Source organism: Flavobacterium haoranii, assembly GCF_009363055.1.
Taxonomy (GTDB): Bacteria; Bacteroidota; Bacteroidia; order Flavobacteriales; family Flavobacteriaceae; genus Flavobacterium; species Flavobacterium haoranii.
The window spans coordinates 297,782-310,817 of record NZ_CP045292.1; the positions used below are offsets into that span (position 1 = coordinate 297,782).

The window sequence follows — 13,036 nt, forward strand, 5'->3', positions numbered from 1 at the left end:
TTTCAGGGCTTAGCCCTTGAGCAGGTTTTTATTTCTTTGGGATAACAAATATGTGAACAATTTTTTGTAAAAAAAAATTGATTTGGTATTGATTTTTTGAAAAAAATATTGTAAACCATTTTTTGGTTTAGGAAATTTTTTTTTAACATTTCTTTAATATTAAAGTGTTATCTTACAAAATAAAAAAAATACGAAAATATTTATGAAAATTTTTGATATACAAGTCCGGGTGCGATATGCTGAAACAGATCAAATGGGTGTGGTTTATCACGGGAATTATGCGCAGTATTTTGAAATGGGAAGAGTAGAGTGGTTAAGGAATCTTGGAGTCTCTTATAAATGGATGGAAGATAATGGTGTAATGCTTCCTGTAGTTTCGCTTTCTATGAATTATAAGAAATCGGCGCGTTACGATGATTTACTGACTATAAGAACAATTTTGAAGAAACTGAGTTCTGTTAAAATTGAATTTGATTACGAAATTTATAATGAAGCAAACGAGTTATTAACAACTGGAAATTCCGTACTAGTATTTGTTGATATGAAAACGGGAAGACCAACTATGGCTCCAAAATATGTTAGTGAAAAAGTTGAGCTTTTATAAATCTTCTTTTTCTTTAATGGATACTTCGAAAAGTGTATTAAAAATGTTGAAGATTTCTTCAGCATTTTTTTTTCGTGTTGCTATTTCAATTTCACAAGCTAATTCCATTTTCTGATTAACTATTGAAATGTTTTTTTCCTTGATAACACGCATAACTTTATTCATGTTTTTGTAATCGAAGTTTACTAAGAAATGTTTGTCAATAGTTTTTTCAATTATTTCACATTCTTCTAAAGCCATTTGCGCAGTAGTTTTATAAGCATTTATTAAACCACTGACGCCCAATTTTACTCCGCCAAAATAACGAACTACAACTACTAAAACATTAGTTACTTCAAAAGATTGAATTTGGCCATATATAGGCATTCCAGCACTATTGTTAGGTTCGCCATCATCATTAGCTCTATGGTATTTTGTTTCAGTTCCAATTTGAAATGCGTAACACCAGTGTCTAGCAGAAAAATGTTGTTTTTTAAGTTCTGCTAAATGTTCTTTAATTTCATCTTCACTAGTAACTGGAATAGCGTAACCAAAAAATTTACTGTTTTTATCTTTAAATAAAACTTCAATTGAGGGTTGGTCTATGGTTTTGTAAGTGTCAATAATTTCGTTTTCATTCATGTTAATTGGTAACTAAAAATAGCGCTATAATGGCTAAGGCAATTCCGAAATAATTTTGTTTGCTCATTTTTTCCTTAAAAAAGATAATGCCAACAAATGTTGTGAACAAAATTACACCAATATTTAATATTGTAAAAATTATTGAACTGTCCATGTTTTCGGTTTGTAATGCTTTAGTTAAATAAAACATCGAAAAGAAGTTGGGAACACCTAAAGCAATTCCTGCTATGAAATTTCTAAGTTCAAAGTGAAATTCTTTTTTTAAAATTTTATAAACTATTGAAAAACAGCCAAAAATAAAAGCAAATAGAAAGGTAAAACCTGAAAATAAGCTTACTTCATCTTTTGTTAAATGAGTATGCTGTGCGTAATTAATTAAAGTGTCAATAATTCCTGCGCCAAAAAATAAAAGAATTGGAAACTTAAATGAGGAAAAATTTATTTTCTCATTTTCATTTTTGGAAACAAAGAAAACAGCAAAAAGTGCTAAAACAATTCCTAGTACAATTAAATTTGTTACGTTTTCTTTAAAATAGAAAATTCCAAATAGAATAGGAATAATCATAGACATTTTACTGGCTACTGAAGCTACTGTTAAACCGTTAACTTGAGTAGTTTTTCCTATTACGTAAAAAACAACTATAAATAAAATGCCTAAAATTACACAATTAGCAAACCAACCTTGTTCGTAAACTTGGTGTAATTCTATATTCGATTGGTTTAAAATTAAACCTAAAATAAAAGCAATAAGATAATTGAAAACAATTGCTTGAAAAGTATCTACATTAAAATGTTTGAAGATTTTAAAAGCAATGTACAAACACCCTGAAAAAAAGAGTGCTAATAAAATATTAATCATTTAAGTTTTTCATATAATCTAAAAGTTGTACAACATCTTCAGTTTTTGGATTCAAATGCCAAGTCTTAAGTCCAAGATTTTTTGCACTAGCAATATTGTCAGCGTTGTCGTCAACAAAAAGTGTTTTTTTAGGAATTAAATGATGATTGTTTAAGATAAATTGAAATGCTTTTTCATCGGGTTTTCTAAATCCAAATTCAAAAGAAAAGTAAACCTTCTCAAAACAACTGTAAAAATCTCTCGCAAAAGATAGTCCAAATTTATGTTCAAATTTTTCAATATGTGTTCGGTCAGTATTGCTTAGCAAGTACATTTTGTATTTTGGAGCAAGCATTTGTATAAACTCTAATCGGTTTTCAGGAAAATCTTTTAAAACAGTATTCCAAGCGTCTCTAATTTCAAGAACACTTGCATTTGGAATATGTTTTTGTAAACCTCCCATAAATTGAATTTCGTCAATTTTTCCTATTTCATAATTATGATTAAGAATGTCTAATTCGCTATTCCATTCTTTTAACCCTAATTTTTTCAGTTGGTTATGACAATGTTCTTTGTCAATATTGATAAAAACGTCACCAAAGTCAAAAATAATAGCATCAATCATAATTTCTATATGTTTTTAGTTCATCATTCATTATGAATTGATGTTCACAATGAATTGCTTTAATTTTTGGGGCTTTTAATCCGTTGTATAATTTATTTTTTCCAACAAAAACTCGAGCTTCGTCCCAAAGATTTTTTTCAAGAAACGATTCCAAAGTTTTTTTACCACCTTCAATTATAACAGATTGAATGTTTTCGTGGTATAATTCATTTAGTAGGAAAAATAAAAAATGAGTATCAAATATACTTTTTTTATGTGAATATTTTTGAATTTCTGTTAAAAAAATAGATTCTGAAAATATTAAAGTATTGATTTTTCCGTTTTTCACATTAAAGGACTCATCAATCTTATTGCTTTTGTCAATTATTATTCGGGTAGGATTAGTTCCAAAAAAATCTCGTGCGTCTAAACTAGGGTTGTCATCTAAGACAGTTTGTGTACCAACAAGAATACCTTGTTCTTCAGTTCGCCATTTATGAACCAATTGTCGCGAATAAATATTGGTAATCCAATAAGGGCGATTGTCATTCTGAGCTTGTCTAAGAATTTTATCTGGTGCAAGAAAACCATCTTCACTTTCGGCCCATTTTAAAATAATATAAGGGCGCTTTTTTTGATGAAATGTAAAAAATCTTTTGTTTAACTCCTGACATTCTTTTTCTAAGATTCCAACCATTACATTTTTACCAGAATCTTTTAATTTTTGAATTCCTGTTCCTGCAACTTTAGCAAACGGATCAATGGTTCCTACAATAACATTTGGAATTTCATTTGCTATTATAAGATCGCAACAAGGTGGCGTTTTTCCAAAATGACTACATGGTTCTAGAGTTACATAAATAGTTGCTTCATTAAGTAAAGACTTATCTTTAACCGAATTTACAGCGTTAACTTCAGCATGAGGTTCACCAGCTTTTTTATGCCAACCTTCGCCAATAATTTTTCCGTTATGTACAATAACACTTCCTACAAGCGGATTTGGATAAGTTGTTCCTAATCCATTTTTTGCCAATTGAATGGCGCGTTGCATAAAATGTTCATGTGTCATCATCTTACAAAATTAATGTTTTTAGATTGTGATTCTCAATTTCTTGTCTGAATTTAATTACTTTTACATTATGAATATTAGAACCATTAAAAAAGAAGATAATCCACAAATTGCAACAATAATTCGCAATGTTTTTGACGAGTTAGATGCACCAAAATGTGGAACAGCTTACGCTGATCCTATTTTAGATACTTTATATGAAGTGTATCAAGAACCTAAATCTATTTATTTTGTTATTGAAAACGAAGGGAAAATAGTAGGTGGAGGAGGTTTAGCATCTCTACAAAATGGAGAAAATGCGTATTGCGAATTGCAAAAAATGTATTTTGCACCAGAAGCTAGAGGATTGGGTTTAGGTAAACAAATTATTGAAAATTGTTTAGCATTTGCTAAAGAACAAGGCTTTAAATATTGTTATTTAGAAACTTTACCTTTTATGGAAAGTGCTCGAAAACTTTATGAAAAAATGGGTTTTCAATATTTAGATAAACCACTTGGAGCAACAGGACATACAAGTTGCGATGTTTGGATGATAAAAGAATTATAGTTTTCGTCAGTTTGAGTGATTTTCTGAAAGAAAAATTGTATCGAAAACAAGAGAATAATCAAATAGTTAAAGTGAAAATAAAAGAACTTAAAATACAATTTCAGAATCAGTTAGAAAATATTTATGATGTAGAAGAAATAGATATTTTTTTCTTCATGATAACGGAGCATTTCTATAAAATTCGTCGTATTGATTTTTCCTTAAAACCTGATTTTGAAATTCAAAATATTGCAGAGTGGGAAACTATCATTTCCGATTTAAAACAAGAAAAACCAATTCAATATATTTTAGGTGAAGCTTGGTTTTATGGTTTGCCATTTAAAGTGAATGAAAATACTTTAATTCCTCGCTCTGAAACAGAAGAATTAGTTGAATGGATTATCGAAAGTCAAAAGTATGTCACATCGAGCGGAGTCGAGAGGACTATTCTTGACATTGGAACTGGAACTGGCTGTATTCCCATTAGTTTAAAAACTAATTTACCAGAAGCTGAAGTTTTTGCAATTGATATTTCTGAAGAAGCATTGGAAGTTGCAAAGTTTAATGCGAAGCAAAATGAAGTTCAAGTAAATTTTATTCAGTCAGATATTTTAAAAGTCGAAGATTTATTGTCACTTCGAGCGGAGTCGAGAAGTCTTCCTAAATTTGATGTTATAGTTTCTAATCCGCCTTATGTTAGAAATTTAGAAAAAGTAGAAATCAAAAAGAATGTCTTAGAATATGAACCGCATTTGGCACTATTTGTAGAAGACAACGATGCTTTGCTTTTCTACAGAAAAATTGCCCAACTGGCATTACAAGCTTTAAAACCTAGTGGTTTTCTTTTTTTTGAAATCAATCAATATTTAGGCAAAGAAACAGTTGAAATGTTAATCCAACTTGGTTATCAAAATATCGAATTGAGAAAAGATTTAAAAGGTAATGATAGGATGATAAAATGTAAGAGGTATGAATAACGAGTTACGAAGTTTGAGATTTTTTAGATAAAAAATGATATGAGAATAGACATGAAATCAAGGACAAAAAAGTTTACAATAAATTGTTCTTTGTTGTGTTCAAAATTGCCGCATACAAGAGAATTTAACGCATATGTAAATCAATTAATAAGATGTTCAAGCTCAGTAGGGGCAAATTATAGAGCTTCTCAGCGTGCTAAATCAACAGCAGATTTTATAAATAAATTAAAAATAGTTGAGGAGGAAGCAGATGAGAGTTTATTTTTCCTTGAAATTATTTCTGAAATTAATACTGATAAAGATTTAAAAATAGAAATAGAGTATCTTTTAAAAGAAGGAAATGAAATTCTAGCTATTGTTGTGGCTTCAATAAAAACATCAAGAAACAATCAAAATTCCAGAAGCTAATTATTTTTAATTAAAAACAATTTTTTGTAATCCTAACTTCGTAAATTGTAATTAAAATTTACTCATATCGCAATGCTTCAACTGGATCTAATTTTGAAGCTTTAATAGCAGGAAATAGACCAGAAATAATGGTTACCAAAAATGTGGTAATAAAAGCTGCAATAATGGCTAACCACGGAATTGAAAATATAAATCCGAATCCCATTGCGATTCCTGAACCTAAAAGAATTCCGAAGATTATTCCTAAAATTCCACCAATTTGACTAATCACAAAAGTTTCTGTAAAGAATTGCCAAGCAATTGTAGATTTTTTGGCACCTAATGCTTTTCTGATACCAATTTCTCGCGTTCTTTCTGTTACAGAAACTAACATAATATTCATTAAAGCTACTGTAGAACCAAAAACAGTAATAGCACCAATTACAATTGCAATCCAATTGATTACAGCAATATTATCGCCCAATCGTTGAATTAAATCATCACTTCTCGAAATACCAAAGTTTTCTTTTTCAATTGGGTTTAAATGACGAATTTGACGCATTGTAATTTTAGCATTATCCACAGCTTCATTTAAAAGTCCGTCTTTATTAACCATTACCGATAAATCATAATTAATATTAGGTTGCGAAAATATAGAACGTGCAATTTGATTAGGGATTAAAACTCTTAAATCCTGACTGTTTCCAAAAGTGGAACCTTTTTCTTTTAAAACGCCAATTACTTTAAATTTGGCACCGCGAATTGAAATAGTTTTATCAATTGGGTTTTTATCTTTAAATAATCCTTTTTCAAAATCGGAACCCAAAACACAAACATAATTGTTGTTGATAATATCAAAAGCGTTGAAATTTCTCCCTTTAACTACTTCTAAACCCTTGTTAGGACAAAAGTTTTCGTCTACACCAACAATTGTAATCTCAGGATCAGTTTTCTCTCCTTCGTGTTTTACTTCAATACTTGAAGCTGCGGTAAAAGAAAGTGAAGTCGTTGTAAATGGAAAATTATAGCGATCTTTAAAAGCCTTTGCTTCAGGATAACTTATGATAGGATTTGGTTTGAACTCTTCGTTATTTTGGTAAATTTCTGAAGAAAAATCATATTGACTTATCGAAAACGTATTGGCTCCCATAGAAGCAAAGTTTCCAAATAAACTATTTTCTAGTGCTTTTGTAAGTGTTAAAATACCAACAAGAAACGTAATACCAATTAAAATAATGATAACAGTAAGCGTTGTTCGTAACGCCTGACTTTTAATAGAGTCTAATGCTATCTTTGTGTTTTCTTTAAATAATCCTACCATAGTTAACTATTAGACTTAACTAACTTAAAATTGTTACAAGTAAAAAGTAAAAAGTGTAAAGTAAAAGAGTAAATATTTAATTTTTATGAATCAGTTTTAAGTTCGATATTTGCAGTAAATATAACGTCTTGTCATTCCGAGTGAAAAGAGGAATCTCATTATGAGATGTTTCGACTTCGCTCAACATGACAAAAATAAAATTTAAAATGTCAAAAAAGCCAGGAATACCAAAAGGAACACGCGATTTTTCGCCAATTGAAGTTGCGAAACGCAATTATATTTTTTCGATTATTAAAGAGAATTTCGAGAAGTTTGGATTTCAACCTATAGAAACACCTTCGTTTGAAAATTCGGAAACTTTAATGGGAAAATATGGTGAAGAAGGTGACCGATTGATTTTTAAAATTTTAAATTCCGGAGATTACTTGGATAAAGTTTCAATGGACGAACTACAAACCATAAACTATAAACAATTAACTTCTAAGATTTCAGAAAAAGCATTGCGTTACGATTTAACGGTTCCTTTTGCGCGTTATGTGGTAATGCACCAAAATGAAATTGAGTTTCCGTTTAAGCGTTACCAAATTCAGCCTGTTTGGCGTGCCGATCGCCCTCAAAAAGGTCGTTTCAGAGAATTTTATCAATGTGATGCGGATGTTGTAGGTTCAAATTCACTTTGGCAAGAAGTAGAATTGGTACAATTGTACGATTCTGTTTTTACACAATTAAGATTAAATGGTGTTACAATTAAAATTAATAATAGAAAAATATTATCTGGAATTGCTGAGGTTATTGGTGCTTCAGATAAGTTGATCGATTTTACAGTTGCGTTAGATAAATTAGATAAAATAGGAGAAGATGGTGTAAAGAAAGAAATGTTAGAAAAAGGCATTTCAGAAGCAGCTATAACAAAAGTTCAACCATTATTTAATTTTACAGGTACAATTTCTGAGAAAATTGAAAAGCTTGCACAACTTTTAGCTTCTTCAACTGAAGGAATGAAAGGAGTAGAAGAGCTACAATTTATATGTGATAATATTTCCGAAATAGGTTTACAATCGGCAAATTTTGATTTAGATGTTACTTTAGCTCGTGGTTTAAATTATTATACAGGTGCTATTTTTGAAGTTGCTGCTCCAGAAGGCGTTGCCATGGGATCAATTGGTGGTGGCGGAAGATATGATGATTTGACTGGGATTTTTGGTTTAAAAAATATGAGTGGAGTGGGAATATCTTTTGGTTTAGATAGAATTGCCTTAGTAATTGAAGAATTGAATTTATTTCCTGAAACGGTAACAAAAACTTCAAAAGCTTTATTTCTAAATTTAGGATTAGAAGAAGCAAAATATGCTATGAAAGCGATTGCTAAGTTAAGACAAGAAGGAATTAAAGTAGAAATGTATCCTGATAATGCTAAAATGGGAAAGCAATTTCAACATGCTGATAAAAGAGCAATTCCTTATGCTGTAATTGTTGGTGAAGAAGAAATTTCTAAACAAGTTTTTAGTATTAAGAATTTGGTAACTGGCGAACAGCAAACAGTTGACTTTGCAACATTAGTTACGTTATTGAAATAAAAATAGTTGAACTTTGTTTTTGAACTTGTAATTAGTTTTTGATATGAATGTAGATGACGAAGCAAAAAAAGTAATTTGGTCGTTACAGAATAATAAGCGAACAGAAGAAGAAAGGAACATTTTTAAACCAACGGGTAAGAAACCAAATAAAAATGGATTAAAATATATTTTAATTGTTTTAATAGGATTGCTGTCGATAAGTTTTGTAATGACTCAATTTGTAAAAGAACCAATGGATATTTGTATTTTTTCAAATTTTTGTTTCAATTCGATAGAAGATAAATTACTCTATACTTTATATGTGTTTATTACCAATGTAATTTTAGTTTTCGGAGTTTATTTTGCATATAAAATAGGAAAATATTTAGCTAGCAAAATCTTATAGTTTAGTTTTTTGTAACTTTTTAAAATAACAGAGCGTATAAGTAATAAAAAATTATGGCTGGCGAGGGTGCAATGTCTCATGCAATTCAGAGTTTAAAGTTTAATCGTTCTCAAAAAAGAAGTCAAAGAAAAGAAAAGTTAGATTGGAGTAATTATACTTCAAATGAAAATGAAGTTGGTTATGATCCAATAAAGGCTACTCCAGAATTATTAGAAGAAATTAGAACTAGACTTCAAAAAGAAAACAAACAACAAAAAAAGCAATTAATTGTTTTTATTGGAATTTCTGCTTTAATTTCTGTTGCTTTGTTTTATATAATTTCAAGATAAAATATTCTTAAAAGCAAAAAACACTAAGTCTTAACTTAGTGTTTTTTATTTTATTATAGTTCCGAATTATTTTCAATTCCTATGTCGTCTATAGATTCAACAACTGCAGTTTTATCTTTTTTCCATTTTCGTTCTAACAGTATGTAGAATAAATAACTAAAAACAGCTCCAATAGGAATACCAAGTAAATTAATCGCAGTATTTCCTTCCCAATCAATATTCCAGCCAAACATGATGTCTAAAAGCCCTAAAAACACTCCTGTTAATAATTGACTTCCAAAATAAACAGCAATTCCTAAAATTGCATAAAGCCATTTGTTTTCTTTATATTCTTCTGCTAGTTTATAAAAATATTTACCAACCCAATAAATTAAAACAAATCCAAACATTATTCTTTTCTGTATTTCTTAGTTTCTTCAAAAACGTGTTCTAATATAGCAGCATCTTGCTCGGTAAACGCTACATGACGGCGACTCATTACAATTTTAGCCGTTTCAAAAGCTTTTTTGGTCAAATAAGTTGTAAAACCAGAAGCGCCGCCCCAAGAAAAACTAGGTACAAAATTTCTAGGAAATCCGCTTCCGAAAATATTAGCTGAAACGCCTACAACGGTTCCTGTATTAAACATAGTATTAATTCCGCATTTACTATGATCGCCCATCATTAATCCACAAAACTGTAATCCAGTTTTAGCAAAACCTTCCGTTTCATAGCTCCACAAGCGAACTTCTTCGTAATTATTCTTCAAGTTAGAATTATTAGAATCGGCGCCAATATTGCACCATTCACCTAAAACTGAATTCCCTAAAAAGCCATCGTGACCTTTGTTTGAATACGCAAATAAAACCGAATTACTTACTTCACCACCCACACGACAATGTGGTCCAACAGTCGTAGCACCATAAATTTTAGCACCTAATTTCACTTGAGCCTCTTCACACAAAGCAAATGGTCCGCGAATTAATGAACCTTCCATTATTTCAGCATTTTTCCCAATATAGATGGGTCCAGAAGATGCATTTAGTGTAACAAATTCAAGTTTTGCATCTTCTTCAATAAAAATATTTTCAGGAGCAATTACATTAACGCTTTTAGGAATAGTTTGCGAAAATCTACCTTCGGTCAATAATTCAAAATCTTCACGAATAGCTACATCATTTTTTGCAAAAATATCCCAAGTATTTTCAATTCTAATAAAATCCTCTTCATAGTCAATCAAGTCATATTCATCAAAATCAATATCTTCTTGCGTGTCATTCGTGTAAAAAGCAATAATTTCTTCACCCGAAATAATCGCCTGATTTTTCTCTAAATTCAAAATCATTTCTACTAAAACTTCATTCGGAAAAAACGAAGCATTAATCATTATGTTTTCCTCCATTTCCACCATCGGAAATTTATCCATTAAATACTCTTCCGTTAAAGTGGTGGTTGTGTAACCTAAATATTTTTCCCATTTTTCGCGAATGGTTAAAATTCCAACACGAATATCGGCCACTGGGCGAGTAAAAGTAAACGGAAGTAAAGCATTGCGAACCGTTCCGTCAAAAAGTATATAGTTCATGATTTTTGAAGTCAATAAATTTAAGTGTCGCTAAGTTACAAAGTTTTTCTAAAAAATTACTAGAAATATGAAGCACACTACAAGATTTCAAATCACCAGTTATCGTGCTGTCCACTTTATTTATTTTTTGTCATACTGAGCCTGTCGAAGTACAACAAAAAATAAGATACCGTTTCCATCACGGCTATACCTCACCTTTTACTTTTAACAACTTTGGCACATAAAAAAAAGCCCTGCAAATGCAGAGCTTTTATATTTTGAAAATTGCAACAAATTATTTGCTGAATTTAGCGTATTTGTTTTTGAATTTATCAATACGACCAGCTGTATCGATAAGTTTAGATTTACCAGTATAAAATGGGTGAGACGTTCTAGAAATCTCCATTTTAAATACAGGATACTCAACACCATCAACTTCGATAGTTTCTTTAGTTTCTACTGTAGATTTTGTAATAAATACATCTTCATTTGACATATCTTTGAATGCCACTAATCTGTAATTTTCTGGGTGAATACCTTTTTTCATAATGTAAATCTTTTATTTGTGATTACCAGTTACTTCGCGGCTTTCTTTCAAAAGGTGTAAGCAACATAATAACCTTTTATTATTAATCTTTTTTATTTTAGTGTGCAAATTTACACTAAATTTTTAATTTACAAGCAATAGTGTAACTTTTTTTAAATATTTTATACTGATAAGTAGTAATAATAAAATTCTATATTTGTATAACTAAACAACCAAAAACATGAACGAAATTATTAAAAAAAATGCCATTAAATTTGGATTAATCTCTGGAATATTTGCAATTACAGCTACTCTTTTAATGTATTTAATTGATTATCATTTATTTACTAATATGTGGATAGGGTTCTCAATGTTATTTATTTATATTGGAATAGGAGTATTTCAGTTAATAAATTTAAGAAAAGACTTAGGTGGTTACATGAGTTTTAAAGACGGTTTTACCGGTTATTTCCTGGGTGCATTAATAGGAATTTTAATGTCTTCGCTTTTTACTATATTATTATTTAATGTAATCGATACAGAAACTCGCGATTTAGTAACTCAAGCTTTGGTTGAATTTCAAGTAGAAAATTTACAAAAATATAATGTACCAACAGAGAAAATAAAAGAAGTTGTAACTCAAATGGAAGAAACACCTCAGTTCTCAACTATGGGAGTTGTAAAAAGTTTTGGAGGTTCTTTAATTGGTTCTATTATTTTTGGATTAATTTTGGCAGCAATCTTCAAAAGAAAACCACAAGAATTAATATAATACATGAATATATCTGTAGTTATTCCTTTACTTAACGAGCAAGAATCGTTACCCGAACTATATAATTGGATTAAGAAAGTTATGACAACCCATAACTATTCCTACGAAATTTGGTTTATAGATGATGGTAGTACCGATAATTCTTGGGATATCATACACAACCTTTCACAGCAAGATACAGCCGTGAAAGGTATTCGTTTTTTAAGAAACTACGGAAAAAGTCAAGCCTTGCATGCCGGTTTTGCTCGAACAAATGGTGATGTGGTCATTACCATGGATGCCGATTTACAAGATAGCCCTGATGAAATTCCTGAACTGTATAATATGATTACTCAACAAGGGTTTGATTTAGTTTCAGGTTGGAAAAAGAAACGCTACGATTCGGTTATTGGCAAAAACTTACCTTCAAAATTATTTAACTGGGCAGCCCGAAAAACTTCTGGTGTTGTTTTACATGATTTCAACTGTGGTTTAAAAGCTTACAATAGCAAAGTAGTAAAAAACGTAGAAGTCTCTGGTGAAATGCATCGTTATATTCCTGTTTTAGCTAAAAACGCTGGTTTCGCTAATATAGGCGAAAAAGTAGTGCAGCATCAAGCCCGAAAATACGGAGAATCTAAATTCGGAATGGAACGTTTCATTAATGGATTTTTGGATTTAATTACCATTTGGTTTTTATCTAAATTCGGTAAACGCCCGATGCATTTATTTGGAGCTTTAGGAGTTTTAATGTTTATCATCGGTTTTATCTCAGCAGGATTCATTGGATTTTTAAAACTTTGGAAACTATATCATCAAGAACCTACAATTTTAGTGACTGATAATCCGTGGTTTTATATTGCATTAGCAACCATGATTATTGGAACACAATTATTTTTAGCTGGCTTTTTAGGAGAAATAATTTTACGAACTAAAAATAACGAAGAACGCTATAAAATAGAGCAAGAAGTTTAAGTT

Annotated in this window: 17 protein-coding genes; 9 read left to right on the forward strand and 8 right to left on the reverse strand. The window is 30.2% G+C overall.

Annotated elements, in window-relative coordinates; all coding sequences use genetic code 11:
- Positions 1-202 precede the first annotated feature (202 nt).
- On the forward strand, positions 203-604 hold the full coding sequence (locus tag GCU34_RS01380; RefSeq protein ID WP_072780361.1) for an acyl-CoA thioesterase: 402 nt from the start codon (positions 203-205) through the stop codon (positions 602-604).
- Here GCU34_RS01380 and GCU34_RS01385 read toward each other — a convergent pair.
- The 4 genes from GCU34_RS01385 to ribD are packed head-to-tail and all read right to left on the reverse strand — an operon-like array spanning position 599 to position 3,739.
- Entirely contained in the window at positions 599-1,225 is a 627-nt protein-coding gene (locus GCU34_RS01385) for an IMPACT family protein (protein ID WP_072780360.1), read from the reverse strand. The two genes, GCU34_RS01380 and GCU34_RS01385, sit on opposite strands and share 6 nt — an antisense overlap.
- A 1-nt stretch (position 1,226) precedes the next feature.
- On the reverse strand, positions 1,227-2,084 hold the full coding sequence (locus tag GCU34_RS01390; protein WP_072780359.1) for a DMT family transporter: 858 nt from the start codon (positions 2,082-2,084) through the stop codon (positions 1,227-1,229).
- On the reverse strand, positions 2,077-2,688 hold the full coding sequence (locus GCU34_RS01395) for an HAD family hydrolase (RefSeq protein ID WP_072780358.1): 612 nt from the start codon (positions 2,686-2,688) through the stop codon (positions 2,077-2,079). Before GCU34_RS01395 ends, GCU34_RS01390 begins: the two co-directional genes overlap by 8 nt.
- Complete coding sequence (gene ribD, locus GCU34_RS01400) at positions 2,681-3,739, reverse strand: bifunctional diaminohydroxyphosphoribosylaminopyrimidine deaminase/5-amino-6-(5-phosphoribosylamino)uracil reductase RibD (protein WP_072780357.1); 1,059 nt, start codon at positions 3,737-3,739, stop codon at positions 2,681-2,683. The genes GCU34_RS01395 and ribD overlap by 8 nt, the downstream gene beginning before the upstream one ends.
- Before the next feature lie 67 nt (positions 3,740-3,806).
- Here ribD and GCU34_RS01405 point away from each other — a divergent pair, with 67 nt between their 5' ends.
- From GCU34_RS01405 to GCU34_RS01415, 3 genes are all read left to right on the forward strand, one after another.
- Complete coding sequence (locus GCU34_RS01405; RefSeq protein ID WP_084656751.1) at positions 3,807-4,283, forward strand: GNAT family N-acetyltransferase; 477 nt, start codon at positions 3,807-3,809, stop codon at positions 4,281-4,283.
- Between the two features lie 71 nt (positions 4,284-4,354).
- Complete coding sequence (gene prmC / locus GCU34_RS01410) at positions 4,355-5,239, forward strand: peptide chain release factor N(5)-glutamine methyltransferase (RefSeq protein ID WP_072783329.1); 885 nt, start codon at positions 4,355-4,357, stop codon at positions 5,237-5,239.
- A gap of 39 nt (positions 5,240-5,278) precedes the next feature.
- Positions 5,279-5,647, forward strand: coding sequence for a four helix bundle protein (locus GCU34_RS01415; protein ID WP_072780356.1), 369 nt, complete (start codon positions 5,279-5,281; stop codon positions 5,645-5,647).
- A gap of 58 nt (positions 5,648-5,705) precedes the next feature.
- Here GCU34_RS01415 and GCU34_RS01420 read toward each other — a convergent pair whose 3' ends face one another.
- Entirely contained in the window at positions 5,706-6,947 is a 1,242-nt protein-coding gene (locus GCU34_RS01420; protein WP_072780355.1) for an ABC transporter permease, read from the reverse strand.
- 206 nt (positions 6,948-7,153) lie between these two features.
- On the opposite strand from GCU34_RS01420, the gene hisS reads away from it, so the two are divergent.
- Genes hisS through GCU34_RS01435 form a run of 3 tightly spaced genes read left to right on the forward strand, consistent with a single transcriptional unit; the run spans position 7,154 to position 9,238 of the window.
- Positions 7,154-8,524: a histidine--tRNA ligase gene (gene hisS, locus GCU34_RS01425; RefSeq protein WP_072783327.1), complete on the forward strand. Its 1,371-nt coding sequence runs from the start codon at positions 7,154-7,156 to the stop codon at positions 8,522-8,524.
- Positions 8,525-8,567: 43 nt separating this feature from the next.
- Complete coding sequence (locus GCU34_RS01430) at positions 8,568-8,909, forward strand: hypothetical protein (protein ID WP_072780354.1); 342 nt, start codon at positions 8,568-8,570, stop codon at positions 8,907-8,909.
- A 53-nt stretch (positions 8,910-8,962) separates the two neighbouring features.
- Positions 8,963-9,238 (forward strand): hypothetical protein, encoded by a 276-nt coding sequence (locus GCU34_RS01435; RefSeq protein ID WP_072780353.1) that lies wholly within the window; start codon positions 8,963-8,965, stop codon positions 9,236-9,238.
- 53 nt (positions 9,239-9,291) lie between these two features.
- On the opposite strand, the gene GCU34_RS01440 is transcribed toward GCU34_RS01435, so the two are convergent.
- From GCU34_RS01440 to GCU34_RS01450, 3 genes are all read right to left on the reverse strand, one after another.
- Positions 9,292-9,627, reverse strand: coding sequence for a hypothetical protein (locus GCU34_RS01440; protein WP_072780352.1), 336 nt, complete (start codon positions 9,625-9,627; stop codon positions 9,292-9,294).
- Entirely contained in the window at positions 9,627-10,802 is a 1,176-nt protein-coding gene (locus GCU34_RS01445; RefSeq protein ID WP_072783326.1) for a GlmU family protein, read from the reverse strand. The genes GCU34_RS01440 and GCU34_RS01445 overlap by 1 nt, the downstream gene beginning before the upstream one ends.
- Positions 10,803-11,076: 274 nt before the next feature.
- Positions 11,077-11,328 carry a type B 50S ribosomal protein L31 gene (locus GCU34_RS01450; protein WP_072780351.1) on the reverse strand — a complete coding sequence of 84 codons (252 nt, stop codon included), beginning with the start codon at positions 11,326-11,328 and terminating at the stop codon, positions 11,077-11,079.
- A 220-nt stretch (positions 11,329-11,548) separates the two neighbouring features.
- Between GCU34_RS01450 and GCU34_RS01455 the strand changes: the two genes are divergently transcribed.
- Together GCU34_RS01455 and GCU34_RS01460 are read left to right on the forward strand one after the other, a co-directional pair.
- Positions 11,549-12,079, forward strand: a complete 531-nt coding sequence (locus GCU34_RS01455; RefSeq protein ID WP_072780350.1) for a DUF4199 domain-containing protein — start codon at positions 11,549-11,551, stop codon at positions 12,077-12,079.
- A gap of 3 nt (positions 12,080-12,082) precedes the next feature.
- The gene (locus tag GCU34_RS01460) at positions 12,083-13,033 is read left to right on the forward strand and encodes a glycosyltransferase family 2 protein (RefSeq protein WP_072780349.1); all 951 of its coding nucleotides are present in this window, start codon (positions 12,083-12,085) and stop codon (positions 13,031-13,033) included.
- Positions 13,034-13,036: the final 3 nt, after the last annotated feature.

What these genes read in the sequence shown, in the direction of transcription:
- GCU34_RS01430 (WP_072780354.1), top strand. Translation starts at nt 8,568, where the DNA reads ATGAATGTAGATGACGAAGCAAAAAAAGTAATTTGGTCGTTACAGAAT.
- GCU34_RS01390 (WP_072780359.1), bottom strand. Translation starts at nt 2,084, where the DNA reads ATGATTAATATTTTATTAGCACTCTTTTTTTCAGGGTGTTTGTACATT.
- hisS (WP_072783327.1), top strand. Translation starts at nt 7,154, where the DNA reads ATGTCAAAAAAGCCAGGAATACCAAAAGGAACACGCGATTTTTCGCCA.
- GCU34_RS01435 (WP_072780353.1), top strand. Translation starts at nt 8,963, where the DNA reads ATGGCTGGCGAGGGTGCAATGTCTCATGCAATTCAGAGTTTAAAGTTT.
- GCU34_RS01455 (WP_072780350.1), top strand. Translation starts at nt 11,549, where the DNA reads ATGAACGAAATTATTAAAAAAAATGCCATTAAATTTGGATTAATCTCT.
- GCU34_RS01420 (WP_072780355.1), bottom strand. Translation starts at nt 6,947, where the DNA reads ATGGTAGGATTATTTAAAGAAAACACAAAGATAGCATTAGACTCTATT.
- GCU34_RS01380 (WP_072780361.1), top strand. Translation starts at nt 203, where the DNA reads ATGAAAATTTTTGATATACAAGTCCGGGTGCGATATGCTGAAACAGAT.
- GCU34_RS01395 (WP_072780358.1), bottom strand. Translation starts at nt 2,688, where the DNA reads ATGATTGATGCTATTATTTTTGACTTTGGTGACGTTTTTATCAATATT.
- GCU34_RS01405 (WP_084656751.1), top strand. Translation starts at nt 3,807, where the DNA reads ATGAATATTAGAACCATTAAAAAAGAAGATAATCCACAAATTGCAACA.
- GCU34_RS01445 (WP_072783326.1), bottom strand. Translation starts at nt 10,802, where the DNA reads ATGAACTATATACTTTTTGACGGAACGGTTCGCAATGCTTTACTTCCG.
- GCU34_RS01415 (WP_072780356.1), top strand. Translation starts at nt 5,279, where the DNA reads ATGAGAATAGACATGAAATCAAGGACAAAAAAGTTTACAATAAATTGT.
- GCU34_RS01385 (WP_072780360.1), bottom strand. Translation starts at nt 1,225, where the DNA reads ATGAATGAAAACGAAATTATTGACACTTACAAAACCATAGACCAACCC.
- GCU34_RS01450 (WP_072780351.1), bottom strand. Translation starts at nt 11,328, where the DNA reads ATGAAAAAAGGTATTCACCCAGAAAATTACAGATTAGTGGCATTCAAA.
- GCU34_RS01440 (WP_072780352.1), bottom strand. Translation starts at nt 9,627, where the DNA reads ATGTTTGGATTTGTTTTAATTTATTGGGTTGGTAAATATTTTTATAAA.
- GCU34_RS01460 (WP_072780349.1), top strand. Translation starts at nt 12,083, where the DNA reads ATGAATATATCTGTAGTTATTCCTTTACTTAACGAGCAAGAATCGTTA.
- ribD (WP_072780357.1), bottom strand. Translation starts at nt 3,739, where the DNA reads ATGATGACACATGAACATTTTATGCAACGCGCCATTCAATTGGCAAAA.